22 protein-coding genes are annotated in these 24,904 nt (G+C 70.7%); 16 read left to right on the forward strand and 6 right to left on the reverse strand.

Features of this window, described 5'->3' with window-relative positions; genetic code table 11:
* The first annotated feature begins 220 nt into the window (after nt 1-220).
* From NDW01_RS05660 to NDW01_RS05670, 3 genes are all read left to right on the forward strand, one after another.
* Nucleotides 221-1,624 (forward strand): endo-1,4-beta-xylanase, encoded by a 1,404-nt coding sequence (locus tag NDW01_RS05660; RefSeq protein ID WP_252817229.1) that lies wholly within the window; start codon nt 221-223, stop codon nt 1,622-1,624.
* Between the two features lie 121 nt (nt 1,625-1,745).
* Complete coding sequence (locus NDW01_RS05665) at nt 1,746-3,725, forward strand: alpha-L-fucosidase (RefSeq protein ID WP_252817231.1); 1,980 nt, start codon at nt 1,746-1,748, stop codon at nt 3,723-3,725.
* A gap of 99 nt (nt 3,726-3,824) precedes the next feature.
* Nucleotides 3,825-5,339 carry an arabinofuranosidase catalytic domain-containing protein gene (locus tag NDW01_RS05670; protein ID WP_252817233.1) on the forward strand — a complete coding sequence of 505 codons (1,515 nt, stop codon included), beginning with the start codon at nt 3,825-3,827 and terminating at the stop codon, nt 5,337-5,339.
* A 177-nt stretch (nt 5,340-5,516) separates the two neighbouring features.
* On the opposite strand, the gene NDW01_RS05675 is transcribed toward NDW01_RS05670, so the two are convergent.
* Nucleotides 5,517-6,299 (reverse strand): FadR/GntR family transcriptional regulator, encoded by a 783-nt coding sequence (locus NDW01_RS05675; protein WP_252817234.1) that lies wholly within the window; start codon nt 6,297-6,299, stop codon nt 5,517-5,519.
* A gap of 394 nt (nt 6,300-6,693) precedes the next feature.
* Between NDW01_RS05675 and NDW01_RS05680 the strand changes: the two genes are divergently transcribed.
* The 8 genes from NDW01_RS05680 to NDW01_RS05715 all read left to right on the forward strand — a co-directional run bounded on the left by NDW01_RS05680 (nt 6,694) and on the right by NDW01_RS05715 (nt 14,922).
* The gene (locus tag NDW01_RS05680; protein WP_252817236.1) at nt 6,694-8,070 is read left to right on the forward strand and encodes an ABC transporter substrate-binding protein; all 1,377 of its coding nucleotides are present in this window, start codon (nt 6,694-6,696) and stop codon (nt 8,068-8,070) included.
* On the forward strand, nt 8,067-8,972 hold the full coding sequence (locus NDW01_RS05685; RefSeq protein WP_252817238.1) for a carbohydrate ABC transporter permease: 906 nt from the start codon (nt 8,067-8,069) through the stop codon (nt 8,970-8,972). Before NDW01_RS05680 ends, NDW01_RS05685 begins: the two co-directional genes overlap by 4 nt.
* Complete coding sequence (locus tag NDW01_RS05690) at nt 8,962-9,918, forward strand: carbohydrate ABC transporter permease (RefSeq protein ID WP_252817240.1); 957 nt, start codon at nt 8,962-8,964, stop codon at nt 9,916-9,918. Before NDW01_RS05685 ends, NDW01_RS05690 begins: the two co-directional genes overlap by 11 nt.
* Before the next feature lie 110 nt (nt 9,919-10,028).
* Nucleotides 10,029-11,954 (forward strand): hypothetical protein, encoded by a 1,926-nt coding sequence (locus NDW01_RS05695; RefSeq protein ID WP_252817242.1) that lies wholly within the window; start codon nt 10,029-10,031, stop codon nt 11,952-11,954.
* Complete coding sequence (locus tag NDW01_RS05700; RefSeq protein ID WP_252817244.1) at nt 11,951-12,115, forward strand: hypothetical protein; 165 nt, start codon at nt 11,951-11,953, stop codon at nt 12,113-12,115. The genes NDW01_RS05695 and NDW01_RS05700 overlap by 4 nt, the downstream gene beginning before the upstream one ends.
* The gene (locus tag NDW01_RS05705; protein WP_252817246.1) at nt 12,112-13,011 is read left to right on the forward strand and encodes an amidohydrolase family protein; all 900 of its coding nucleotides are present in this window, start codon (nt 12,112-12,114) and stop codon (nt 13,009-13,011) included. The genes NDW01_RS05700 and NDW01_RS05705 overlap by 4 nt, the downstream gene beginning before the upstream one ends.
* A 91-nt stretch (nt 13,012-13,102) precedes the next feature.
* Nucleotides 13,103-14,149 (forward strand): zinc-dependent alcohol dehydrogenase, encoded by a 1,047-nt coding sequence (locus tag NDW01_RS05710; RefSeq protein ID WP_252817248.1) that lies wholly within the window; start codon nt 13,103-13,105, stop codon nt 14,147-14,149.
* Complete coding sequence (locus NDW01_RS05715; protein WP_252817250.1) at nt 14,146-14,922, forward strand: SDR family oxidoreductase; 777 nt, start codon at nt 14,146-14,148, stop codon at nt 14,920-14,922. Before NDW01_RS05710 ends, NDW01_RS05715 begins: the two co-directional genes overlap by 4 nt.
* A gap of 21 nt (nt 14,923-14,943) precedes the next feature.
* Here NDW01_RS05715 and NDW01_RS05720 read toward each other — a convergent pair whose 3' ends face one another.
* Nucleotides 14,944-15,888 (reverse strand): DUF6924 domain-containing protein, encoded by a 945-nt coding sequence (locus tag NDW01_RS05720; protein WP_252817251.1) that lies wholly within the window; start codon nt 15,886-15,888, stop codon nt 14,944-14,946.
* 104 nt (nt 15,889-15,992) lie between these two features.
* The gene (locus tag NDW01_RS05725) at nt 15,993-17,198 is read right to left on the reverse strand and encodes a low temperature requirement protein A (RefSeq protein WP_252817253.1); all 1,206 of its coding nucleotides are present in this window, start codon (nt 17,196-17,198) and stop codon (nt 15,993-15,995) included.
* Nucleotides 17,199-17,391: 193 nt separating this feature from the next.
* Here NDW01_RS05725 and NDW01_RS05730 point away from each other — a divergent pair, with 193 nt between their 5' ends.
* The 4 genes from NDW01_RS05730 to NDW01_RS05745 all read left to right on the forward strand — a co-directional run bounded on the left by NDW01_RS05730 (nt 17,392) and on the right by NDW01_RS05745 (nt 21,101).
* On the forward strand, nt 17,392-18,144 hold the full coding sequence (locus NDW01_RS05730) for an SDR family oxidoreductase (protein WP_252817255.1): 753 nt from the start codon (nt 17,392-17,394) through the stop codon (nt 18,142-18,144).
* Between the two features lie 45 nt (nt 18,145-18,189).
* Complete coding sequence (locus NDW01_RS05735) at nt 18,190-18,624, forward strand: cupin domain-containing protein (protein WP_252817257.1); 435 nt, start codon at nt 18,190-18,192, stop codon at nt 18,622-18,624.
* A gap of 329 nt (nt 18,625-18,953) precedes the next feature.
* Entirely contained in the window at nt 18,954-19,196 is a 243-nt protein-coding gene (locus NDW01_RS05740) for a hypothetical protein (protein WP_252817259.1), read from the forward strand.
* A gap of 75 nt (nt 19,197-19,271) precedes the next feature.
* Nucleotides 19,272-21,101 carry a ferritin-like domain-containing protein gene (locus NDW01_RS05745; RefSeq protein ID WP_252817261.1) on the forward strand — a complete coding sequence of 610 codons (1,830 nt, stop codon included), beginning with the start codon at nt 19,272-19,274 and terminating at the stop codon, nt 21,099-21,101.
* 126 nt (nt 21,102-21,227) lie between these two features.
* Here the strand turns inward: NDW01_RS05745 and NDW01_RS05750 are convergent, their stop codons facing one another.
* On the reverse strand, nt 21,228-22,664 hold the full coding sequence (locus NDW01_RS05750; RefSeq protein ID WP_252817263.1) for a carboxypeptidase regulatory-like domain-containing protein: 1,437 nt from the start codon (nt 22,662-22,664) through the stop codon (nt 21,228-21,230).
* A 103-nt stretch (nt 22,665-22,767) separates the two neighbouring features.
* On the opposite strand from NDW01_RS05750, the gene NDW01_RS05755 reads away from it, so the two are divergent.
* Entirely contained in the window at nt 22,768-23,370 is a 603-nt protein-coding gene (locus tag NDW01_RS05755; RefSeq protein WP_252817265.1) for a TetR/AcrR family transcriptional regulator, read from the forward strand.
* A 94-nt stretch (nt 23,371-23,464) separates the two neighbouring features.
* Here the strand turns inward: NDW01_RS05755 and NDW01_RS05760 are convergent, their stop codons facing one another.
* Both NDW01_RS05760 and NDW01_RS05765 read right to left on the reverse strand, forming a co-directional pair.
* Nucleotides 23,465-23,917, reverse strand: coding sequence for a VOC family protein (locus tag NDW01_RS05760; RefSeq protein ID WP_252817267.1), 453 nt, complete (start codon nt 23,915-23,917; stop codon nt 23,465-23,467).
* A gap of 219 nt (nt 23,918-24,136) precedes the next feature.
* Nucleotides 24,137-24,874, reverse strand: coding sequence for a nuclear transport factor 2 family protein (locus NDW01_RS05765; protein ID WP_252817269.1), 738 nt, complete (start codon nt 24,872-24,874; stop codon nt 24,137-24,139).
* Nucleotides 24,875-24,904: the final 30 nt, after the last annotated feature.

Below are 24,904 nucleotides of genomic sequence, written 5' to 3' on the forward strand. Positions count from 1 at the left end.
CCGGATCGGTGCGACGCGCGGCGCGTCCATTGCCGCGTCACTTTCATCTGTTTTCACGCGGACACCGGGATGGATCCGCCGCTGCCAGCGTCGCGACGATTCGCCGGCGCGCGCCGATATCAGGCGCCTTGACTCCCCGGCTGTGGCCCGGATACTCCCGGCTTAATCCGTAGTTCAATATCTCGCACCTTGTTCGAGATACCGAACGTCAGGGAGAGCCATGAAACCTTCGATCCGCCCCCGCCGGGTACGAGCGCTGGTCTCGGTGCTGGCGGCCGCCGCCGCGGTCGCCGGGACCGCCCTGCTGGTGCCCGGCTCCGCGCAGGCCGCGAGCACGCTCGGCGCGCAGGCGGCCCAGTCCGGACGTTACTTCGGTACCGCCGTGGCCGCCGGCAAGCTCGGGGACTCGACGTACTCCACGATCCTCGACCGGGAATTCAACATGATCACCCCGGAGAACGAGATGAAGTGGGACACCACCGAACCGTCCCGCGGTTCGTTCAACTTCGGCCCGGCCGACCAGATCGTCAACCACGCCCTGGCGCACGGGCAGCGGATGAGAGGGCACACCCTGGTCTGGCACAACCAGCTCCCGGGCTGGGTGAGCGGCATCTCCGACGCCAATACGCTGCGCAGCGTGATGGACAACCACATCACGACCGAGATGACCCACTTCAAGGGCAAGATCTACGCGTGGGACGTGGTGAACGAGGCGTTCGCCGACGGCAGCACGCAGCATCGCAGCTCCGTCTTCCAGAACGTGCTGGGCAACGGCTTCATCGAAGAGGCGTTCCGCACCGCGCGCGCCGCCGACCCGAACGCCAAGCTCTGCTACAACGACTACAACATCGAGAACTGGAGCGACGCCAAGACCCAGGGCGTCTACGCCATGGTCAAGGACTTCAAGTCCCGCGGCGTCCCGATCGACTGCGTCGGCTTCCAGAGTCACTTCGGCTCCGGCGGTCCTCCGGCGAGCTTCCAGACCACGCTGTCCAACTTCGCCGCCCTCGGCGTCGACGTACAGCTGACCGAGCTCGACATCGCCCAGGCCCCGTCGACCGCCTACTCCAACACCGTCAAGGCGTGCGTGAACGTCGCCCGCTGCGCGGGGATCACCGTGTGGGGGATCCGCGACAGCGACTCCTGGCGCACCGGCGAGAACCCGCTCCTGTTCGACGCGAACGGCAACAAGAAGGCCGCCTACAGCGCGGTCCTGTCCGCGCTCGCCGGCGGCGTCCCGTACGGCGGCGGAGGCACGTCCACTCCCACTCCCACCCCCACTCCGACGCCCACACCGCCGGGGAGCGGCGGGTGCTCGGTGAAGTACACGATCGCCTCGCAGTGGACCGGCGGGTTCGGCGCGAACATCACCGTGACCAACCTGGGCGACCCGGTCTCGAGCTGGACCCTCACCTGGTCGTTCGGGGCGGGGCAGCAGGTCACACAGGCGTGGAACGCCACCGTGACCCAGAGCGGGTCGAACGTGACCGCCCGCAACGTCGACTACAACGGTTCGATCCCCGCCAACGGCAGCACGAGCTTCGGGTTCAACGGGTCCTGGAACGGCAGTAACCCGGCGCCCTCGAACTTCGCGCTCAACGGCACCGCCTGCACCACCGCCTGATCACCCGACCGCAGGCGCCGCCCACGCCGGGCCGGACGTGTGCACGACGTGTCCGGCCCGGCCACTCGCTCCGCCGGCCGCATCACTTCGAAGTGCGCCCCCGCCGAAAGGTTCCCCCGTCATGTCTTCGTACCAGTTCCAGCTGAGCCGCCGGCGCCTGCTCACCACGGCAGGCGCCACCGTCGCCGCCGGCCTGCTGGGGATCCGTACCGCCGGAGCCACCACCGGCCCGAGTAGTTACACGGCGAGCTGGTCGTCGGTCGACCAGCATCCGCCGGCGCCCGAGTGGTACCAGGACGCCAAGTTCGGCATCTACTACCACTGGGGTGTCTTCAGCGTCCCGGCGTTCGGCAACGAGTGGTACCCGCGGAACATGTACATCAGCGGGTCGAACGAGAACAACCACCACAAGAGCGTGTACGGCGACCCGTCGGTGTGGCCCTACCACAACTTCATCAACGGGGCCCGCGACAAGGCCGGCAACTGGGTGCAGTTCGCCCCGAAGCTGACGTCGGCGGGCGGCAACTGGGACCCGAACGCGTGGGCGCAGCTGTTCGCCGACGCGGGCGCGAAGTTCGCCGGTCCGGTCGCCGAGCACCACGACGGCTACTCGATGTGGAACAGCACCGCCAACGAGTGGAACTCCGTCGCCACGGGGCCCAGGCTCGACCTGCTGCGGCAGCACGCCGACGCCATCCGGTCCAAGGGCCTGAAGCTGTACGTGTCGCTGCACCACGCGTACCACTTCAACGGCTATTACGATCACGTCCCGGCGCAGTCCACGACCACCCTCAAGAAGCTGTACGGCCAGCTCGGGTCGGCCGCCGAGAACCAGCTCTGGTACGACAAGCTGAAAGAGGTCATCGACGGATACCAGCCCGACATCATCTACCAGGACTTCGACCTGAATCTCGTGCAGGAGTCGCTGCGCCTGCAGTTCCTCGCCTACTACTACAACCAGGCGGTCGCCTGGAACAAGGACGTCGTGGCCACCTACAAGGACGGCTTCGACAACAAGGGCGAGGTCTACGACTTCGAACGCGGCGGTCCGGGCGGCATCCAGACGCCCTACTGGCAGACCGACGACAGCGTCTCCAGCTCCAGCTGGTGCTATACCGTCGGCATCGGCTACTACTCGACCAAGGCCATGATGCACGCGCTGATCGACCGGGTCAGCAAGAACGGCACCATGGTGCTCAACATCGCCCCGATGGCCGACGGCACCATCCCGTCGGGGCAGCAGGCGATCCTGCAGGGGATGGGTGACTACCTCAAGCGGTTCGGCGAGTCCATCTACGCCACCCGCGCCTGGGCGTCCTTCGGCGAGGGACCGACGCAGATGGGCGGCGGTTCCTTCACCACGCCGAGGGAGGGCACTGCCCAGGACATCCGGTTCACCCGCAGCAAGGACAACACGGTGCTGTACGCCACCGTGCTGGGCTGGCCGGGGAGCACGCTGACCATCACGACCTTGAACTCCGGTCAGATCAACCTGAGCACCCTCACCTCGGTACAGCTCCTCGATCAGACCGCCGGCTCGTACGTCAACCTGCCGAACCGCAGCCAGGACGGCGCCGGGCTGCACATCTCGATGCCCTCGTCCAGCGCCCCCTTCGGTGCCCTGGCGTATGTCGTCAAGCTGACCTTCAGCGGGCAGATCCCCGCCCTGGGCGGCGGGGGCACCACCACGGGCTGGGTGAAGATCGCCAACGTGACCAGCGGCCTGGTCCTCGACAGCGGCGGCAACGTCTCGTCCGGGTCGGTGCTCAAGCAGTGGAACTACGACGGGTCCACCAACCTGCAGTGGCAGCTGGTGGACCTGGGCAACGGCTACTACCGCATCGTCAACCGCACCAACGGCATGGTGGCCGACAGCTGGGGCAACACCGCCAACGGCGCGAGCTGCCTGCAGGCGGCCTGGAACGGCGGCAACAACCAGCAGTGGCGGCTGAACAGCCTCGGCAACGGCCGCTATCAGATCATCAACCGCGGCACCGGAACCGGCCTGGACGGCGCGGGCAGTACCACGGCCGGCGCGACCACCGTGCTGTGGACGCCGAACTCCAGCACCAACAACGAGTGGACCATCACCGGGGTCTGAGCGCCCCGGCCACCGGACCCGCGTGAAACGGGTCCCAGGACACATTCCCCCGACTCCTGCCCGCTCCATCCCGCATCCGCGATGACGGAGGTCTCTTCGATGTCCCTACTTCCCATCCGCGTGCGGCCGGCGCGACCGGTCGCCGCGGCACTGATGGCGGTGGCGGGGGCCGTGCTCGCCCTCGGCCCGTCCGCGGTGACCAGTCCCGCCTCGGCGGCGTCGCTGCCCTGTGACATCTACGCGAGCGGCGGCACGCCCTGCGTCGCGGCGCACAGCACGACCCGTGCGCTGTACGCGTCGTACAACGGGCCGCTCTACCAGGTGCGCCGTTCCTCGGACAACACCACGCGCGACATCGGCGTGCTGAGCGCCGGCGGAGTCGCCGACGCGGCCGCACAGGACTCGTTCTGTTCCGGCACGAGCTGCGTCATCACCGTCATCTACGACCAGTCCGGCCGGGGCAACAACCTCACCCAGGCACCCGGGGGCGGCGCGGCCGGCGGCCCCGACAACCTCGCCAACGCCACGGCGGCGCCGACCACGGTGGGCGGCCACAAGGCCTACGGCGTGTACGTGGCCGCGGGCACCGGCTATCGCAACGACCGTACGAACGGCATCGCGACCGGAGACGCGGCGGAGGGAGAGTACGCGATCTTCGACGGGACGCACTACAACGGCGGCTGCTGCTTCGACTACGGCAACGCCGAGACCAGTAACAACGACACCGGCAACGGCCACATGGAGGCCATCTACTTCGGCAACATCAGGGTCTGGGGTTACGGCACCGGCAACGGGCCCTGGATCATGGCCGACCTGGAGAACGGCCTGTTCTCCGGCGTGAACGCCGGCTACAACGCCAACGATCCGACGATCAACTACCGGTACACCACCGCGATCGTCAAGGGCGAGCCGAACCACTGGGCGATCCGCGGCGGCAACGCCCAGTCCGGTGGCCTGTCCACCTTCTACAACGGAGCCCGCCCCAACGTCTCCGGCTACAACCCGATGCACAAGGAAGGCGCCATCATCCTCGGGATCGGCGGCGACAACAGCAAGGGTTCAGCAGGGACCTTCTACGAAGGCGCGATGACCTCCGGTTACCCGTCCGACGCGACGGAGAACGCGGTGCAGGCGAGTATCACGGCCGCCGGGTACGGGTCGGGCGGCAGCAGCGGTGGTTCGTATCCGAGCGGTTATCACCCGTTGGTGGTCGGTAACAACGGGTTGTGCTTGGACGTGTACGGCAACAGTTCCGCGTCGGGTGCGGCGATCGATCAGTGGTCCTGCAATGGGCAGAGCAATCAGCTGTTCCAGTTCGTGCCGGGGTCGAACGGTTATGGGGAGTTGCAGGCGCAGAGTTCTGGTCAGGTGGTCGGGGTTTCGGGTGGTTCGACGGCGCAGGGGACTCCGGACATCGTGCAGCAGGCGCGTAGTGGTGCGGCGAGCACGATGTGGAAGCCGGTTGCGCAGTCCGATGGTTCGTGGTCGTTCCAGAACAGCGGCAGCGGGCTGTGCCTGGACGTCTACGGTGCCGGCAGTAATCAGGGTCAGCAGTTGGACCAGTGGCCGTGCAAGAACGCGGCCGGCTCCAACCAGGACTTCACCCCACGCTGAGGATCCGACCTGACCCGGAACCTCCGTACGCCGGCGGGCGGGCGCCGACGCCAGGTCGCGTCCGCCCGCCGGACCAGGCGGTGGTCCGGGCGACCGCCGACGAACGACCGGATTCACCCTCAACGGCACCGCCCGCGCGGCGGGCGCCTCGGGTCGAGCGACGGCCGCCCAGGCGGATCAGCCGAAGACGCGGCGCTGGATCTCGCGCCGGTAGTCCTCAAGGGTCTTGTCGAGGTGGACGGCGGCGGTCTGGGCGGCGGCATCGGGATCGCCGTCGCGGATGGCCTGGTAGATCGCGGCGTGCTCCTCGATCGCCTCCTCCGCGTGGCCGCCGACCGTGCCGTGCAGGCCGATCGTGCTGGACTGGTGTTGGAGTCGGCGGGCCTCGCGGACGGCCGCGACGAGGAAGGGGTTGTGCGAGGCGGCGGCGATGCCCAAATGGAAGGCGTCGTCACCCTGATCGAACAGGGCCGCCTGCCCGGTCACATGGCCCTCCCGGCACGTCTCGGCGGCGGCCTCGATGGCGCGGAGCTCGGCGGGAGTCGCCCGAGTCGCGGCGAGCCGGCTGGCCGCGGTCTCCTGGATCCGGCGGAACTCGAACAGCATGTAGACGTGATCGAGGTCGGTCGGCAGGAAGAAGCCCTCCCAGCGCGATGAGCCCAGCATCCCCTCGTCATCGGCGACGTAGAGGCCGCGGCCCTTCTGGGCGCGGACCCGGCCGATCGCGGAGAGGATCTTCACGGCCTCCCGTACGACGGTCCGGCTGGTGCCCAGGCGTGCGGCCAGTTCGTTCTCGGTGGGCATCCGGTCACCGGGCTGCAGACGCAGGTCGGCGATGAGCTGCAGGATCTGCTCGGCCACCAGTTCGTAGCGTGGCCGGTAGGCGCCGGTCCGCTGGGCGTCGCCGTCCTGCTCCGGGGTCGGCGCGTCGGTCGCAGCCGGCTTGGGCGTGCCGTCCACCGGCGTGCCTCCTTCGTCGCGGTCCGCTGCGAGGGGATGACTCGCCCTCGTCCAGAGAAGAGCATACATCTCCGCTGAGCAACACCAAGATAAGTACGACTCATCTTCCTTCGCCTGGGGGGACGGCCCGGATGAGCTGGTCGAATGTCGGTCGCTCCCACAGAACGCTGTAACACAGCCGTAAAAATAAGCCCGCTCATCCTCTTGACGCGGTGGCGCTCCGGCGCTCTGATGAGGGACCACGGAAAGCACCCGATCCGACGTGGCCGCAAGAGTGACGGCCGCACCATCGCCGCCCGCCTCGACCACCCGAAGCCCGCCCGATGAGTCAGACACATTCCCTCTTGCCCGCCCCACCCGGTCGGCGGGCCCCACGAAGTCAGTGGAGCAGCCCATGACAGTCAAGCTCCGCGCCGACGGCGCGAGGAGACCAGGCAAGAGCCGCCGCGCATCGCTGCCGGCCCTCATCGGCGCGGTCACGCTGGCGGCCGTCACGGCCTGCGGCGGAGGCGGGGGCGGGGGCGGGGGGAGCGCCGGCGCACAGGGAGGCTTCCGGCAGGCGCCCCAATCCGACGGGCCGCTGACGGTGTGGGTGGATTCGACGCGTCTGGCCGCCGCCCAGCTGTACCAGAAGCAGCATCCCGCGGTGAAGATGAACATCGTCACCTACGACGGGGACGCCAACGGCTCGAACTACCTGCAGACCAAGGTGAGCCTGTTCAACCGGACCCGTAAGGGATGGCCGGACGTCGTCTTCAGCTCGCAGAACAACGAGGCGTCCTGGGCGGTGCCGGCCGGCTTCACCGCCCCGCTGAACAAGGGCCTGATCCCGCAGTCCACCCTCGACGGCTGGGCCCACGGCGCCAACGACCCCTGCACGGTGAACGGCACGATCTACTGCCTGCGCAACGACCTGTCCCAGACCGTGCTCTGGTACAACGCGGGCCTCATGCGGAAGTGGGGCTACAAGGTCCCGGCGACCTGGGAGGACTACCGGACGCTGGGGGAGAAGGTCGCCACCGAGCACCCCGGGTACATCGTCGGCTCCGCGGGAGACGCCTTCACCCCCGAGATCTACATGTGGGCGAGCAAGTGCGGCGCCAACCAGATCACCGGTCCCAAGGCGGTCAGGGTCGACACGACGAGTGCCAACTGCACCCGGATGGCCTCGCTGCTGGACAGTCTGATCAAGAATCACACGATGTCGTTGAGCAGCGTGTTCAGCTCCGACTTCGACAAGAACGAGGCCGGCAGGATCCTGATGCTGCCCGGCCCGTCCTGGTTCGGCGGCGCGCTGTTCCAGGGTACCTTCAAGACCCCGGCCGGCCAGGTCGCGGTCGCCCCGATGCCCCAGTGGTCCGGTGACCCGGCTCCCTCCGTCGGCAACGTCGGCGGCGGCACCTGGCTGCTGTCGGCGCACAGCGCCCACCTGAAGGCCGGCACGGACTTCCTCACCTGGGTGACCACCGCGAACGACTACCAGGGCAAGGTCGCCCCCGGCTATCCGGCGAACACGGCCGCGGCCAAGGCCTGGCTGGCGAACCAGGCGTCCTCCCACTACTACGCGGGCGACATCACCGGGCCGCTCCAGGCGGCGGCCGGGCAGGTGTGGTCCGGCTGGGGATACGGCCAGTTCAGCCAGGAGGCGATCTGGGCGGCCACCGTCACGACGGGCGTGACCGCGGGCAAGACGATCGTCTCGCTGCTCCCCGCCTGGCAGAACGCCATCGCCAACTACGCGCGGTCCGACGGATACAAGGTCGGCCGGTGAGCGCACCGTCGAGCGTCGGCGGCGGCCGGGCACGACGCCTGTCGTGGCCCGGCCGGGCCGGACACGGCTTCGTCGCCCCGTACGTCGTGCTGCTGATCGCGTTCGGCCTCGTGCCGACGGTGTACGCGATCTACTTCGCCTTCACCGACGCGAACGAGCGCTTCGCCGGGCTGTCGAACTTCACCACCGCGGCGGCCGACTTCCGCTTCCTGCCGGCCATCGGCCACGTGGCGCTCTACCTGCTCGTCTGGCTGGTCGCGCTGGTGGTCCTGGTCGTCGGGCTCGCGCTCCTGCTGCACGGCCTGGCCGCCCGCGCGGCCGACCGGGCCCTGCGCTTCCTCTACTACATCCCCGGGGCGCTGGCCGGAGCGGCGAGCGCGATGGTCTGGCTGTTCATGCTCGACCCGACGGTGAGCCCGGTGGGCTTCCTGCTGCGCGCCTTCGGCCTCGGCACTTTCGGCCAGGTCATCGCGCCCGGGCACCTGCCGATCCTGCTCGCCGTCATCGCGTTCTGGACGGGCGCGGGCGGCTGGATCGTCGTCATGTACGGCGCGCTGAACAACATCTCCGCGGACCTGCTGGAGGCGGCCCGGATCGACGGGGCGGGGCCCTGGCAGATCGCCCGGCACATCCAGCTGCCGCTCCTGCGCAAGTGGATCGTCTACATGGTGATCCTGTCCTTCGCCGCGGGCACTCAGCTGTTCGTCGAGCCTCAGTTGCTGTCGCAGGCGAGCAACGGCGTGGCCGGCCGGGACTACTCGCTCAACCAGCTCTCCTACGACTTCGCCTTCCAGAACAACAATGTCGGCTCCGCGGCGGCCATCTCGGTCGAGCTGCTGGTCGTCGGGCTCGTCGTCGCGGGGCTGTTCGTCGCCAGATCGGGGTTCTTCGATGCCGACTGAGACCCGGCGGCCCGCCGCGGCCGTCACCGCCGGCACGGCCGCGGGATCGGCGGCCCGCAGGGTCGGGCGGCCGGGCCGCCCCCATCGCCGCAGGCCGCCGAACCCGCTGCGCGCCCTGGTGCTCACGGCGTTCCTGCTGTTCTTCGTGCTCCCGGTCCTCTGGCTCCTGCTGGCGGCCACCAAGACCGACGACCAGCTCGTCCACGGCGATCCGCTGTCGTTCGGGTCCTGGTCCGCGCTGCGGCACAACTGGGACGCGCTGACGTCCTACCAGGGCGACGCCATCTTCCGGTGGCTGCGCAACTCCGCGCTCTACTCGTTCCTCGCGCTCGCGATCACGCTGTGCGTGACGATCCCCGCCGGGTACGCCCTCGCGATGACCGAGTTCCGCGGTCGCCGCACCCTCCTGGCGGCGACCCTCGTCGTCATGCTCATGCCGAACGCGACGCTCGTGGTGCCGTTGTTCCTGGAGATCAACGCCGTCCACCTGGTCGGCTCGATGTGGTCGGTCATCCTGCCGTACTCGTTCTATCCGTTCGGCGTGTACCTCACCTACATCTACTTCAGCACCGCGATGCCCAGGGAGCTGCTGGCCGCCGCGAAGCTCGACGGCTGCTCGGAGTTCGGAGCCTTCCGCCGCATCGCCCTGCCGCTGGCCGCACCGGTCGTCGCACTGGTCGGGTTCTTCAGCTTCGTGGCCAACTGGACCAACTACTTCCTCCCGTACGTCCTGCTGCCGGACAGTGATCAGTTCCCGGTCCAGGTGGGCCTGGGCACGCTGCTGAACAACGTTCCGCAGTTCAACCCGACCGTCGGCTCACTCGAGGTCCAGCGGCCCGAACTGGCACTGGCCACGCTGCTGGCGATCACTCCCGTACTCCTCGTCTTCCTCTTCTCACAGCGCTTCCTGGTCGCCGGGATGCTCGCCGGTGCCACCAAGGAGTGACCGCCCCGGACCGACCGTGGGCTCGACCCGTGCACGCCGCCGCAGGCGGCGCGCGGGCACGGGCCCGCCGACCGCGGGCGCGACCGCGCCCTGGAATGGAGAACTCCCGGATGCATCCCGTCATCACGGCCTCGGTACCGCTGCTCGAACCACCGGGCTGGGCGATAGCGCAGCGCCGGCTGTTCGACCTGCTCGATCACGCCTGGCGCCGGTTCGCGCGCGACTTCACCGGCCCGGACGGGCGCCTGCTCTACCGCGGCCGGCTCACCTCACGTGACGGCGTGGACGACTTCTACGAGACCTTCTTCAACTGGCCCCAGCTCTACCTCCTCGGCGGGGCCGACGACCTGCTCGCCGCGTCCGAGCGGCACTGGGAGGGAGTCACCCGGCAACTGACCGAACTGGGCATGCTGCACGAGGAGTACGAGCGGGGCTACGACTGGTTCCATCAGGGCGAGAGCCTGCTGCTGTTCTACTTCCTGTGCATGGCCGCCCCCGAGCGCTGGACCGAACGGGCCCTGCGCTTCGCGGACCTGTACGTCGACCCCGCGCACGGCAACTACGACCCCGAGCACCGCATCATCCGCCGGCCGCACAACGGCAGCGACCCGCGGCGGGACGGGCTGTTCGACGGTGACGCCTATCCCTGGCTGCCCAAAGAGGCGCGGACGTACGGCTTCCCGCTGGACTGGGTCCTGCCGCCCGGCGCCGAGCCGGAGGATCCGGACCGCGACCCGCGGCTCGGCGCGGAGATGCGCCGCAGGATGGGCGTCGGGGACACCGCCGTCAACCTGGCCGCCGCCGGGCTCGTCCTCAACGCCCTGATCCTGTCCGGCGATCCGCGCTACCGCGACTGGATCGCCGAGTACGTCGGCGCGTGGCGCGAGCGGGCCGCCGCCAACGGCGGCGTCCTGCCCGACAACGTCGCCCCGGACGGCACGGTCGGCGGGCTCCTGGAGGGCCGCTGGTACGGCGGCCACTACGGCTGGTCGTGGCCGCACGGCTGGTACAGCGTCGGGCACGCCGCGATGGTCGGCGCCCTCGCCGCGGCCGCCGCGACCGGCGACGACTCCCACCTCGACCTCGTACGCCCGGCGCTGGACGAGATCATCGCGCACGGCAGGGTGATGGCCTTCACCGACGCCGACTCCAGCCTGGAGTCGAAGTGGACCGTCCAGCTCGAGGAGGACGTCCACACGCCGACGCTGCACGTGCCGTTCCGGTACGGCGACCGCGGCTGGTTCGACTACAACCCCATGCTGATGGCGGTTCCCACCGCGCTGTGGCACCACTCCGCCGGGCGCGCCGACCGGGACCGCATCGAGCGCCTGCGCGCGGCCGCCGGCTACGACTGGCGCACGGTCCGGCCGTTCCGCAGCAAGGAGGAGGCCGGGCACGAGGAACCCTGGTTCGCCTTCCTCTCCGGCGACGACCCCGGATATCCGGAGCGGATCCTCGCCGCCGCGCAGGCCCAGGTACGGCACCGGCTGACCCGCATGGAGCGCTACCGCGGCCTGGACGTCCCCGAAGCCGACATCCACCTCTGGCAGCAGTCGAACCCGGTGGTCACCGAGGCCCTGGTCCAGCTGACCTGGGGCGGTCCGCAGGTCGTCTACAACGGCGGGCTGCAGCAGGCGCGCGTGCGCTACCACGACGCCGACGCGCGGCGCCCCGGCCTGCCTCCCTCGGTCGCGGCCCTCGTGTCCCGCATCGACCCGGAGGCGACCGTCGTCGACCTGGTCAACCTCGACCCGGAGACGGCGCGCCGCGTCATCGTGCAGGCCGGGGCGTTCGCCGAGCACACCATCGGCACGGTGCGCCACACGGTCTGCGACGACCCGTCCTGGATCGGCGACATGTACGACTACGGGCACGGCCGGCCGGTGATGACGTCGGCCGAGACACGCGTCGACGGGCCCTGGCTGCTCGTGGAGCTGCCCCGGTCGACCCGGATACGCCTGACGCTGGAGCTCGACCTGCGCACGCGCCCTCCGTCCTACCACACGCCGTTCGACGCGGACGGGGGCCCGTCATGAGGCACCGGCCGCTCGGTCGTACCGGCCTGGAGGTCTCCGGGCTCGGGTTCGGCGCGTCGCCGCTGGGCGGCCGCCCGGAGAACCAGAGCGCGGGCCGCCACCCGGGGAACCAGGCTCAGGGTGGCCGGCCGGAGAACGAGCGGCCGGGAGGCCGGCCGTGAACGTCACCTCCGACGACCCGGGGGCCGGACCCGGCGGCCGGGCGTTCCTGGACTCCCACGTCCACTTCTGGGATCCGCGGAACCTCACGTACCCGTGGCTGGAGGACGTGGCGCCGCTGGGCCGTGCCTTCACCGCCGGCGACTTCCCGGAGGGCGGCTCCGAGACCGTCGAAGTGATCTTCGTGGAGGCGGGACGGCTCGCGCGGGAGGCGGCCGCCGAGATCGAGTGGGTCCGCCGCGCGGCCCGGGACCGGCCATGGATCCGCGGCGTCGTCGCGCACGCCGACCTGGAGGACCCCGGCCGCGCCCGCGCGGTGATCCGCGCCTACGCCGGCGACCCGTTCGTCGTCGGCGTGCGCCGAAACGTCCAGGACGAGGCCGCCGGTTTCACCGCGACCCCGGACTTCCGCGCCGGGGTGCGCCTCCTCGGCGAGGCGGGACTGCCCTTCGACGCCTGCGTGCGCGCGCACCAGTTGCCGGAACTGGCCGACCTGGCCGCGGCCTGCCCGCGGACCACCATCGTCCTCGACCACCTCGGCAAGCCGTCGCCACCGGGCGACACCTCATGGCGGCGGGCGCTCCGGCGGCTGGCGCGGTGCGGCAACGTCGTCTGCAAACTGTCCGGCCTGGCCACCGAGAGCGGCCCGGGCACCGGGCGCTCGGACCTGCTCGCCGTGCTCCAGGAGGCGCTGCAGGTCTTCGGCCCCGAGCGCTGCCTGTACGGCAGCGACTGGCCGGTGATGACCCTGGCCACGGACTACGGGGCCTGGCTCGATCTGGTCCGTGCCGCTCTCGCCGCGCACCCGCCCGCCGCGGCCGACGCCGTCCTGTACGACACCGCGGCCCGGACCTACCGGGTCCGCCGTCCCCCCACGACACGAGAGGACCCGCAGTGACACGCCCAGCCCGGTCCGTCCGGCCACAGCCCCTACGCCGCGAGGACCACTCCTTTCCGCACGCCGCCCCGCAACGCCGAGGGGACCGCGCATGAGCGCCCGACGCGTCACTTACGCCGGAGCCCGGCGGCTGACGATCGACACCGCCGAGCCCGCACCCCCGCCCCCGGGGCACGTCCGCGTCGACGTCGCCTACACCGGGATCTGCGGAACGGACCTGCACATCTTCCACGGCGACATGGACGGCAGGGTCGACCCGCCCTGTGTCATCGGCCATGAGATGTCCGGCCGGATCGCGCAGGTCGGCCCGGACGTCCACGATTGGCGGCCGGGCGACCACGTCACCGTCATGCCGCTGGTCTCCTGCCGGACCTGTCCGGCCTGCCGGGCGGGCCACGCGCACATCTGCCACCGCCTGGTCTTCCTCGGCATCGACGCGGCCGGATCCATGCAGAACACCTGGACGGTCCCCGCGGCCGCGCTCGTCCGGCTCCCCCGGGATCTGGCCCTGGACCACGCCGCCCTGGTCGAGCCCACCGCCGTGGCCGTGCACGACGTACGGCGCGCGGAACTGCGGCCGGGGGAGAAGGCGATCGTGGTCGGCGGCGGCCCGATCGGCCTGCTCATCGGGATCGTCGCCCGCCGGTCCGGGGCCGACGTGCTGCTGGTGGAACCCGATCCGTACCGGCGCTCCGTCGCCGAAGGGCTGGGGCTGACCGTCGCCGACCCGAGCGGAGCCGGCATCGCCGCGATCGTCGAGCGGTGGACCGGCGGGGCGGGTGCCGCGGTGGCATTCGAGGTCTCCGGCGCGGCGGCCGGCGTCGCCACCGCCGTCGACTCGCTCGCCACGCGCGGCCGCATGGTCCAGGTCGCCATCCACCCCGTCGCGCGCGAGGTGAGCCTGCACCGCTTCTTCTGGCGCGAGCTGACCCTGCTCGGTGCCCGCCTGTACGATCGGGCCGACTTCGAGACGGCCGTGGGCCTCATCGCCGAGGGCGAGATCCCCGCCCGGACGCTGATCTCGCGGGTCGAACCCCTCGATCGGGCCGCGCAGGCCTTCGCCGCCCTCGAATCGGGCGCGGGCGTCATGAAGATCCTCGTCGACTGCGGCGCGAACGGGAAGGCAGGGGCGCGATGACCCGACCGGATCTTCGGGCCTTCGACCTGAGCGGGAGGCTCGCGGTGGTCACCGGCGCGCGCCGGGGGATCGGCCTCGCCATCGCCGAGGCACTGGCCGCCGCCGGGGCCGACATCGTCGCGGTCAGCGCGCGCCTGGAGCGCTCCGGCAGCGAGGTCGAGGCCCGGGTCACCGCGCTCGGCCGCGAGTGCCTGGCGCTGAGCGCCGACTTCGCCGACCGCGCGGCCGTCGCCGACCTGGCCGCCCGGCTCGCCGACCTCGACCGCCCGGTGGACATCCTGGTCAACAACGCCGGCACCATCGCCCGCGCTCCGGCCGCGCGGCACTCCGACGCCGACTGGGATCACGTCATCGCCGTGGACCTCAGCAGCCAGTTCACGCTCACCCGCGAGGTCGGACGCCGGATGCTGGAACGCGGCCGGGGGAAGATCGTGTTCACCGCGTCGCTGCTCAGCTTCCAGGGCGGGATCAACGTGCCCGGCTACACCGCGGCGAAGTCGGGGATCGCGGGCCTGACCCGTGCGCTGGCCAACGAATGGGCCGGACAGGGCGTCAACGTCAACGCGATCGTGCCCGGCTACGTCGAGACCGACAACACCCGCGCGCTGCGTGAGGACCCGGCCCGCCACGCGGCGATCCTCGACCGGATCCCGGCCGGGCGCTGGGGACGGCCCGAGGACTTCGGCGGCGTCGCCGTGTTCCTCGCCTCGGCCGCCTCCGACTATGTGCACGGCGCGCTGATCCCGGTCGACGGTGGCTGGCTGGGCAGGTGAGCGGCGCGGCACGCTGTGCCTTCAGAGATCCCCCCACCACGGCTCCATGCCGTCCTCGGCGACGAACTCGTGGAAGTCCATGTTGGCGATCTCCAGGTTGCACGCCATCGATCCGACCATGCGGCAGGGGAGGACGGCGGTCTGCCCCGGCGTGTCGTACAGGTCGACGACGGTCAGCGGCCGGTCGGGTTCGGCGAAGGTCCGGGCATCGGCGAGCGCGACCAGCGTGGCGTGCTCCTCGGGCGGGACCAGCGCGGGGACCTGGCCCGGCGGGAGTCCCTCGAAGGCCCGGTCGTCGACGACCAGTGCCGTCAGCGGATAGTTCTCCACGTCGACCTGGTCCCAGTCCAGGTCCGCGCCGACCCAGCCGTCCTCGTCCGCACCGCCCAACTCGTCGAGCAGGGCGCGCCAGCCCTCCTCGTCGTCGAAACAGGTGCGGACGAGCAGAGCCGCGGCGGTGGGAGGCAGTGCGGGGAAGGCCCGGGGCGGTGGCGCCGTCGGCGCGGGGAACGCCGGCCGGCCGCCGTCGCCCTGATACATGCCGTACACGTCCATGTCCCGTACCAGGTCCTCGAACGCGAGTGCGCCGCCCAGCAGGGCGGCCAGGATCTCGCCGAGCCGGGCCGACGGGACCCGGACGCCGCGCCCGGGTACCGCCGCCAGGTCGACGAGCAACGGCCCGTCCCCGCCGTACACCACCGAACTGTCCGCCAAGACGGCGACCGGCGTGACGGGGCCGCCGTCCGGGACGAGCGCCGGGACGTTCCCGCCGTGCAGGAAATCCCATCCGCTGCCCTCGACCGGCTGAATCCGCACCCCGCCGTCCCCGAGGACGAGCACGTCGCCTTCTCGGCGGCCGCCGATCTCGTCGAACAGCCCGCCCCACAGCGCTGTGCCGTCCTCGTAACAGGTGCAGACCAGCAACACCGCACCGGGCTCCGGCTGGGGAAGCTCGGGAAAGGACATGACTCTCCTCCGACTGGCTGCTGCGGTCGCATCGTAATGATCGATCCCGGCCGGTGGACGTCCTTTCTGTAATCCTCGTCCTGGTCCGGACCGGACCGGTGCGTTCATGCCCTGCGGTCGGCTCTCTGGAGGATGGTGACGGCGGTCATCAGGACGCAGACGCCCGCGATCGCCGCGATGACGGCGGCGACCCCGGCCCGCGGCTCCGCGAGCGGAAGGAGCAGGACGGCGGTGGCGGCGGACAGCACCACGGCCGGGCGGATGACGGGTTCGGCGATGAGCGGCGTATGGACGAGCCAGTACAGGAGAACGAATGCCGCGGCGGGGATCGCCACGGCGTAACAGATGGCGAGGGGGCCGGCCTCGAGGTCACGCCCGGACTGTTCGACCGCGACCTCGAGGCCCGCGCCGAGGGCCGCGAGGGCGGCGAAGATGCCGTAGTGGCCGTATCCCCACTGGTAGGACCGGTGACGCCGGTCGTTGAGACCTTCACCGGCCGGGACGAGGAAGTAGAGCCACCAGAGCGCGAACAGCAGGACGATGCCGGACACGGCGATGACGATCAGGGGACCGCTGAGCTCGGCCGTTTCGAGCGCCCGGCCGACCCCGTTGGACGCGGCCAGGACGCTCTCGCCGAAAAGGATGAGCGTGAACAGGCCGTAGCGTTCGGCGATGTGGTGCGGGTGCCAGGCCGTGGGTGCGGTCCGTTCCGCCCACCGCGGCACCGCCAGCTCCAGAACGGCCAGGACGATGAAGGACGGCAGCTGGGCCGGTGACGCTAGGGCGCCCGTCTCGGCGAGAACGAGACGCAGCACCCAGCCCGCCTGGAGCACGGAGATACCGCCGGCGTAGCGCAGCGCGGTGCGGCGGCCCGCGGCGTCCTCGGCCCCGGCCCGCAGCCACTGGGCGACGAGAGCGAACCTCATGATGAGATAGCCGAGCGTGACGGCGGCGTAGTCGGAACGGCGCGCCGCGGCGGGCACTCCCGCGGCCAGCACCAGCACGCCGGCCATCTGCACCATGGTCAGCAGCCGGTAGGCGACGTCGTCGGTGTCGTACGACGACGCGAACCAGGTGAAGTTCATCCACGCCCACCACACCGCGAAGAAGACCTGCAGGAAAGGGGCGATCCCGGCCAGGGGGTGCCCGTCGACGATGGCGTGTGCGAACTGGTCGGTGACGGCGGCGACGGCCACCACGAAGGTGAGGTCGAACAGCAGCTCGAGCGGGCTCGAGGTGCGGTGCGGCTCGTCGATCGCGCGCGGGGTCATGCGGACCCGGATCCGGTACCTGGTTTCTGTCGGCGGCACGCCCTACTCCCGTCGCTCCATACGTCCGTTCCGCTGACGAAGACCGGGCAGCGGCACCTCCTGTGACAGTTCGCGCTGAATGACCGCGACTTCGGGAAATTATCGCCCGAGCTGTCACAGCCCGGACGGGTGGCCTGTCTTAGCTGGCGACCGGGTGGCCATCAGAGCGCCCCGGCGGACAGGAAGGCTCCCCATGAAGATCGTGGTAATCGGCGGCACCGGCCTGATCGGGTCGAAGCTCGTGACGAAGCTCGGCGAGCACGGTCACGAGGCGGTTCCCGCCTCGCCGAACACCGGCGTCAACACCCTCACCGGCGAAGGGCTGGCCGAGGTCCTGGACGGCGCGTCCGTGGTGATCGACGTGTCCAACTCCCCGTCCTTCGAGGACACGGCGGTGCTGGAGTTCTTCCGGACCTCCACCGGCAATCTGCTGGCGGCGGAGGAGAAGGCCGGGGTCGGCCACCACGTCGCGCTGTCGGTCGTGGGCACCGAACGGCGGCCCGACATCGGCTACTTCCGGGCGAAGGTCGCCCAGGAGCAGCTGATCAAGGACTCGGGGATCCCGTTCTCACTCGTGCACGCGACGCAGTTCTTCGAGTTCGCCCGGCGGATCGCCGACGAGGCCACGGCCGGCGACACGGTCCGGATGCCGTCGGTGCTGTTCCAGCCCATCGCGGGTGAGGAGGTCGCGCAGACGGTCGGCCGGACCGCGGTGGGGTCGCCGCTGAACGGGCGGATCGACGTCGCCGGTCCCGAGCGGTCCCGGATGGACGAGTTCTTCCGCAGCGCCCTGACGGCCTGGGACGACGAGCGTGAGGTGGTCACCGACCCGCACGCGCACTACTTCGGCGCCGAGATGCGGGAGAGCGATCTCGTACCGGGCGACGGCGCGATCCTCGGCGAGATCAAGTACGCCGACTGGCTGGCGAGCGACGCCGGCAGGTAGCGCCCGGCCCCGTCCCACCCCCCACGAGCCAGAAAGGTTGGTTCCATGCCCGGCACTGATCCGGTCAGCGAGCCGAAGGCCAGATCGTCTGCGTGGCAGACGGCCTTCACCACGATCCAGGAGGTCGAGCCGCCCTTCATCCCGGCGGGAGCGCACGCGATGACCGTGGTCGTCGAGTATCCGCCCGGCGACCCCGGCGCGCCGCCGCACCGGCACCCGGGTCCGGCGTTCGGGTACGTGCTGGAAGGCGAGATGCTGCTGGAGGTCGAAGGGCAGGCGCCGCGACCCGTCCCCGCGGGGGAGGCGTTCTGGGAGCCCGGCGGCGACGTCATCCACTACCACGACGGCAACAACCGTGACGACGTGCCGCTCCGGTTCGTGGTCACGATGCTCTGCGCACCCGGCAAGCCCATGGTCACCCTGGTGGACGAGGCGGAACTCGCCCGTCGGCAGCACCTCCGGGTCGCCCGCGATTCCTGACCCACGCCGCACCACGACACCAGGCTGCTGGACGTCGCCGCCGGTGCCGGCGGTCCGGCGGTCTGGGCGGCCCGGCGCTTCGGGGACCGGCCGGTCCTGTGGAGCCGATGCCGGCCGCGTGCCGCGCCGCTGTCGTGGTCGCGGCGCGCCGAGCGGGTCGCCGCGGTCGTCGCCACCGAGCACCGGAACGACCGCGGCTTCGCGTCGGCGGCCTGCCAGAGCGAGAGCCTCACCCGCCTGTTCGCTCCGGACAGGTCGCGATGCAACTGATCCATGCCGTCGAGCGTCCGGCCCGCCGGGCGACCGTCTGAGCCACCTGTGGAGGAGAGATGAACGAGCCGACCGGCGACGACGACTTCGAGATCGAACTCGAGGTCGAGGTCGAGGCGGAACTCAGGATGTCCAGGTCCAGCCGCCCGGAGGAGGCGGCCGGCCGGCCGCTCTCGGAGTGGCTGTTCGACCCGGCCGACGCCGAGCGCGAAGACATCGGACTTCGTAACCTCCTCGGCGCGGTCGAGGAGCTGGAAGCCGACCGCAGGCCTCGCCGGCGCGGCGCCGATGAGGGCGCCTGATCCGTGGACACCGGCGAAGACGACGCCGGTGAGATCCCCTTCCGACAGCCGAAGCGAGACACCGTGAATCATCCAGTGCGGGAACAGCATGCCGTCGCCTCCGCCACGGTCGGGCGGATCGCCACGATCGACGATCTCCGCGAGCACCTGCAGTGGGCGATCGAGCTGGAACACGCGACCCTGCCGCCGTACCTGTGCGCGCTCTACTCCCTGGACCCGCAACGCAATCCCGAAGCCGTCGAGGCGGTGGCCGGAGTCCTCATCGAGGAGATGCTCCACCTGGCACTGGCCGCGAACCTGCTCAACGCCGTCGGCGGGCGTCCGCGGCTGGACACGCCGCGAACGCTGCCGTCGCATCCCCGGCGGCTGCCGCACGCGGACCCCTCCCTGGAACTGTCCCTGCTTCCGTTCGGCGCCGAGGCACTCGACATGTTCCTCCGGCTCGAACGGCCGGCGCCGCCCGGCGCCCCACCGGAGGGCGACGCCTACGAGACGATCGGGCAGTTCTACGACGCGATCGAGGACGGGCTGCGCCGCCTGTGCGACCGGCTCGGCGAGCGCGCGGTCTTCAGCGGCGATCCGGCCCGCCAGCTGCACGCCGGGCACTTCCGGAACACCGCCGGACGCATGATCGCCGTCACCGACCTGGCCTCGGCGCTGGCCGCGCTGGAGGAGATCGTCGAAGAGGGCGAGGGCACCTCCCGCGGCGCCGTCTGGGACGGCGACCCGGACGTCCACCACCCCGACCGGGACGAGGTCGCCCACTACTACCGCTTCCAGGAGCTCAGAGCCGGCCGGCGCTACCGGCGCGGCGACACCCCGCGCTCCGGGCCCACCGGCGAGCCGATCACCGTGGACCTCGCCGGCGTTCTCCCGATGAGGCCCAACCCGCGAATCGCCGACCACGCCCCGGGCAGCGCGATCCGTACGGCCCAGGAGGAGTTCAACGACACGTACTGTCTGCTGCTGCACCTGCTGGAACAGGCGTTCAACGGCAGCCCGAGGTTGCTCGCGGTCGCCACCGCCACCATGTACCGGCTCAAGGCCCAGGCCCAGGTCCTGATGCGGATGCCCGACGGGGAGGGCACGACGGCCGGCCCGACCTTCGAGTACGTCCCACCCGAGCACCGCCGCTGGAGCGCCGACGGCTCCCAGCGGATCGTCGTGCTGCCCGACGGCCCCTACCTCGTGTACGGCGGGGTCCCGCTCAAGCGCAAACGCAAGATCGTCGCTCCCGGGAACGACGCGGCGCTGACCTGGAGGACCGGCGAGACGCTGGCCACCGAGGCCACCTATGCGCTGTGCCGCTGCGGTCACTCGTCCGCCAAGCCGTTCTGCGACGGGACGCACGCCCGGATCGGATTCGACGGCACCGAGACCGCCGACGTCCGGCCGTACGAGGAACTGCAGCACGTGCACGACGGTGTGGGCATCTCGGCCCGGCGCGTCGGCGAACTGTGCGTCCACGCCGCGTTCTGCATCGGGCGCACCCGGCCCATCGCCGACATGCTCGCCGACACCGAGGACAGCGACGTCCGGTCCGACATCATGGGCCGCATCGACCACTGCCCGTCGGGTTCCTACAGCTACGCCCTGGAACGCGGCGGCGAGACCATCGAGCCCGACCTCCCGCAGGCCATCTCCGTCCTCGAAGAGGAGAACGGCCTGGCCGGCGCGCTGTGGGTCACCGGCGGCGTGCCCGTTCAGCGCGCGGACGGACGGCCGCTGGAGATCCGGAACCGGATGACGCTGTGCCGGTGCGGCCACTCCGCCGGCAAACCGCTGTGCGACGGGACCCACCGGAAGATCGGCTTCCGCGAGGAGTCGCCGGACGCGGGAACCGGCACGGCCGAAGACCGGGCCACCACGGAGAACCGCATCCGCCCGACCGGCCAGGTCCGGTAGGCGAGTACCACCGGCCCCGCACAGACGCGACCTTCGCCGCGCCGGACGTACCACGGCGCGGCGTCGGCGTGCGTGAAGACCGGCTCGGGGCGCGGCGGGAGGCGCCGCTGATTCGGACGCCGGACGTCAGAGTGTGCGACCGGCGTTGCCCTGGTCGTGGGCGATCGTGGTCGCTCGGCGGCTGCTCCTGGATCCCGGAACGGCCTGCCGGCCGGGCGTCAGGGTGAAGTCCTGGTTCACCGGTGTGGCGTTGCTGAGGTGCAGCCGCGTGGCGACCGGCTGCCGGCCGGGGGCGCCGGCGACGACGATGGCGAAACCGTCGTGGAAGCCGGTGGCCGCGTACTCGCCGTTCTTGTCCGTCCGGGTATGGAGGAGCTGGTGTCCGCGCGGGTCGGTGACCGTGACGGTGGCGTCCGGCAGCGGTTCTCCGGCAGGACCGCTGACCTGCCCGGTCAGTATCGGTGGTTGCGTGCCGAAATGGTGTTGGCGTGGGGGGAGTGCGACCGGCTCGGGGAGTTCCACGGTGGGGTCCTCTGCGGGGGGCGCAGGGACATGGTCCGTCATGCCGGCCTGCGCTTCGCGCACGAGTTGGCGGAGGTGCCTGACGTATCCGAGCACGATGAGAGCGGTGCCCGCCGCGATCCAGGCGCAGAGCACCGCGGTGGGCCGGCCCAGGTGCCGGTCGTCGAAGTAGTCGACATTGCGCAGGGCGTCCGCGGCATTGCCCATCGGCAGGACGGGGTGAAGGAGGCGGAAGAAGCCCCGGAGCAGGTCGACGGGGACGGTAAGGCCGCTGGAGGGCACGCTGAGCATGATGAACAGCGTGACGGCGGCGCCGGGGAAGAACGGGCCGAGAAAGGACACGAGCCCGTAGGAGGTCAGTGACACGGTCTGCGTCAGCAGGAACAAATACAGCAGGGCGAGCGGATGCTGCGGGATCGCGTCCATCCCGTAAGCGCCCGTCAGGTAACAGGCGACGGCGGCGACGGCGCCGCCGCCGACCATCGTGGCCACATGTGCTCGACGGCTGAAGCCCACCGCCCGCTGCATGGAGACCACGAGGAAGTAGGCGGGGAGAGTGCAGGCCATCAGCAGGTAGAACGGGCTGGTGCCCAGGGTGTCTCCCGGCCTGGTCGGGACCAGTTCCTGGAAGTCGAGGGTGGTGCCGGCCGTCTGGGCGCCGGAGGTGAAGACCTGGCGAATGACCGACTCCATGGCGGCGCCGTCCGCCTTGGCGCCGAACAACTGCGGATGGTGTGGAGCCGGCGCGAATGCCGCCACCACGTCGCCGTTGAGGACGGCGGAGCGCGCCTCGGCCTCCGAGTCGACCGGCTGCAAGGTGAAGCCGCCCGGGATCGCGGTGTCGAGCCGGTGCTGCAACTGCGCCGTCGTGGCCGGTGAAGCGGCGACCGCGACCTTGACGTGATGCGGTGCCGGGTGATGGAAGGCCGGCAGGAAGGAGAAGAGCAACCCGGCCAGGAAGAGCGCGGGGAGCCAGAGGCCCATCACGAGTGTCCGCACTAGGTCGCCGGCACGTGTCGTCGTTGCGTCCGCAGATGCCATGGGGCTCAGCCTAGCGAATTCTGCACTGGTGCAAATTTGCACCAGTGCATTCGACCCGTCGTGGGTACGCTGATCCTCGGCCGTTGGAGGGGACTTGGTCGACATGCAGGACGCAGCCACAGGACATCGCGAGCGTAAGAAGGCCGAGACTCGTGAGGCCCTGCGCGCTGCCGCGATCCGGCTCTTCCTGGAGCACGGCCCCCCGGCCGTCACCGTGAACGACATCTGCGACGCCGCCGGCGTCTCCCGCCGGACCTTCTTCAACTACTTCGAGAGCAAGGAGGCGGCACTCTTCGCCTGGGACCAGCGCCTCACCGACGAGTTCGCCGCCAGACTCGCCGCGCGGCCATCGCACGAAGCGCCGCTCACGGCGCTGCGCCGAGCGATGGACGACACCCTGCCCAGCTTCGCCGCACAGACCGGCTGGGATGCCCGCAAGATGCTGTTCAGCGCGTGTCCCGAACTGCGGACGAAGATCCTGCACGCGGTCTTTCGCCTTGAGACCAGGCTCGTCGACACCCTCACCGATCGCATCGGATGCCCGGTGGACAGTCTCTATCCGCGGCTGCTCGCGGCGGCGACGGGGTCGGCCTTCCGCGTGGCCTTCACCGGCTGGACACCGGAGACGGGGATCGAGGGTCTGCAAGCGCTCATCGACCAAGCATTCGACCACCTCGCCGCCGGCCTCCCCGTCCCCGCCTCCTGAGCGCTGCGCTCCCCGGACTCGGCCGCGGAGCCGCTGCGAAGCGCCGAGCCGGAGGGGCGCCGGGGCACGCCTCCAACGTGCGGGAACGCCCCGGTCAGGACTCCGCGGGCACATCGGCCAGAATTCCCTTGAGCAGGCCGGTGGACTGGCCCACCTCGATGAGGTAGCCGTCGGGGTCGCGCAGGTAGCAGCGCAGTTCCGAGACGCGGTCGAGGGGCTCGGTGAGGAAGCGGGCGCCCTTCGCGACGGCATGCGCGTAGAAGACGTCCATGTCGGCCACGCGCACGTTCAGGAAGCCGGACACTCGCTCGCCGCTCTGGGGTACGTCCAAGGTGACGTCCGGCTTGTCGGGGGTGGGTCCGCCGCCGGGGTTCATGATGATCCAGCTGTTGGCGATCTTCACGATCGCCGGGTTCTCCTCCATCACGACCTCGCCGCCGAAGACGTCGGCGTAGAAGCGCCTTGAGATCGCGACGTCGCGGACGGTCAGGAAGTGCGTGAGGAGGAGGCCGTGCTCCGGTACGGGCAGGTCACCGTGAGATGTCATCGTTCGTCGTCCCTTCTTGGAAGAGCAGGCTGCGCCTGGTCCGGCCGCCTCGCCTGAGAGGGCCGGGCCGTTCGCGTGAGCCGCCGGAAGAACCGGCATCTGCTAGGACCAGACGGCGACCGCGTGTGTGACAGCACCCACCGGCCATGTCCTCACCATCGACGGGGAGCTGGAACTCATCTGAGACGGCGTTTCATCCCGCGCGTCGGCCAACGCCGCTCAGGCCCGCGGGGAGGGGGGGGGGCCCCCACGCCAGCTCCGCAGTTTGTCGGGATTCAGCGTGATCCATACCGCGGTGACCTCCGCGCCGGCGGTGCTCACGCCGGCCACCGCGACGACCTGGCCCGTGCGGTGCAGGACCAGACCGGTGCGGCCGTTGACGGATTCGACGGTCACGGCGGTGCGGGGGCGCCCGGCCAGCAGGGTCGTGATGAAACGAGCGACCGCGTCCGCGCCGTGGGTGGGATGGACCGCGGCACGTACCTTGCCGCCGCCATCGCTGACCACCATCGCGTCGGCGGCGAGGAGTTCTTCGAGCGCGGTGGTGTCCGCGGTGTCGCATGCCGCCGCGAACCGGCGCACCACCTGATCGTGTCTCGCGAGCAGAGCCTCCTCGGAGCGGTCCTGCCGGGGACGGCGTTGCAGCCAGGCGGCGATGGGGTCGGGCGTGCGGTGAGGCTCCGCCCGGCGAACCGTGTCCCAGCGAATGGCCGGGTCGCCGTGTTCGCAGTCGGCGAGCAGGTCCAGGCAGATGCCTCCCGCGACTCGCGTGAGCCAGGCCCGGGGCACCGCGATGCTCGCGCGTTCGTCGTCGTCGAGTTCGTACCAGCGGCGATAGGTCTCGTGGACGACCTGGTCGGCGGTGACCGCGCCGAACATCCACTCGGCGATCCTCAGCAGGTGCCGCCGTTCGTCGAGCATCTCCGCCAGCGAAGCGGCGGCGTCCGCGCGGGTCATGGCCGGCCGTCCTCGCGGCGGGACGAAGGC

The sequence above is a fragment of the Actinoallomurus soli genome, from assembly GCF_024055715.1.
GTDB lineage: Bacteria > Actinomycetota > Actinomycetes > Streptosporangiales > Streptosporangiaceae > Actinoallomurus > Actinoallomurus soli.

What these genes read in the sequence shown, in the direction of transcription:
- NDW01_RS05660 (WP_252817229.1), top strand. Translation starts at nt 221, where the DNA reads ATGAAACCTTCGATCCGCCCCCGCCGGGTACGAGCGCTGGTCTCGGTG.
- NDW01_RS05665 (WP_252817231.1), top strand. Translation starts at nt 1,746, where the DNA reads ATGTCTTCGTACCAGTTCCAGCTGAGCCGCCGGCGCCTGCTCACCACG.
- NDW01_RS05670 (WP_252817233.1), top strand. Translation starts at nt 3,825, where the DNA reads ATGTCCCTACTTCCCATCCGCGTGCGGCCGGCGCGACCGGTCGCCGCG.
- NDW01_RS05680 (WP_252817236.1), top strand. Translation starts at nt 6,694, where the DNA reads ATGACAGTCAAGCTCCGCGCCGACGGCGCGAGGAGACCAGGCAAGAGC.
- NDW01_RS05690 (WP_252817240.1), top strand. Translation starts at nt 8,962, where the DNA reads ATGCCGACTGAGACCCGGCGGCCCGCCGCGGCCGTCACCGCCGGCACG.
- NDW01_RS05695 (WP_252817242.1), top strand. Translation starts at nt 10,029, where the DNA reads ATGCATCCCGTCATCACGGCCTCGGTACCGCTGCTCGAACCACCGGGC.
- NDW01_RS05700 (WP_252817244.1), top strand. Translation starts at nt 11,951, where the DNA reads ATGAGGCACCGGCCGCTCGGTCGTACCGGCCTGGAGGTCTCCGGGCTC.
- NDW01_RS05710 (WP_252817248.1), top strand. Translation starts at nt 13,103, where the DNA reads ATGAGCGCCCGACGCGTCACTTACGCCGGAGCCCGGCGGCTGACGATC.
- NDW01_RS05715 (WP_252817250.1), top strand. Translation starts at nt 14,146, where the DNA reads ATGACCCGACCGGATCTTCGGGCCTTCGACCTGAGCGGGAGGCTCGCG.
- NDW01_RS05720 (WP_252817251.1), bottom strand. Translation starts at nt 15,888, where the DNA reads ATGTCCTTTCCCGAGCTTCCCCAGCCGGAGCCCGGTGCGGTGTTGCTG.
- NDW01_RS05730 (WP_252817255.1), top strand. Translation starts at nt 17,392, where the DNA reads ATGAAGATCGTGGTAATCGGCGGCACCGGCCTGATCGGGTCGAAGCTC.
- NDW01_RS05735 (WP_252817257.1), top strand. Translation starts at nt 18,190, where the DNA reads ATGCCCGGCACTGATCCGGTCAGCGAGCCGAAGGCCAGATCGTCTGCG.
- NDW01_RS05740 (WP_252817259.1), top strand. Translation starts at nt 18,954, where the DNA reads ATGAACGAGCCGACCGGCGACGACGACTTCGAGATCGAACTCGAGGTC.
- NDW01_RS05750 (WP_252817263.1), bottom strand. Translation starts at nt 22,664, where the DNA reads ATGGCATCTGCGGACGCAACGACGACACGTGCCGGCGACCTAGTGCGG.
- NDW01_RS05755 (WP_252817265.1), top strand. Translation starts at nt 22,768, where the DNA reads ATGCAGGACGCAGCCACAGGACATCGCGAGCGTAAGAAGGCCGAGACT.
- NDW01_RS05760 (WP_252817267.1), bottom strand. Translation starts at nt 23,917, where the DNA reads ATGACATCTCACGGTGACCTGCCCGTACCGGAGCACGGCCTCCTCCTC.
- NDW01_RS05765 (WP_252817269.1), bottom strand. Translation starts at nt 24,874, where the DNA reads ATGACCCGCGCGGACGCCGCCGCTTCGCTGGCGGAGATGCTCGACGAA.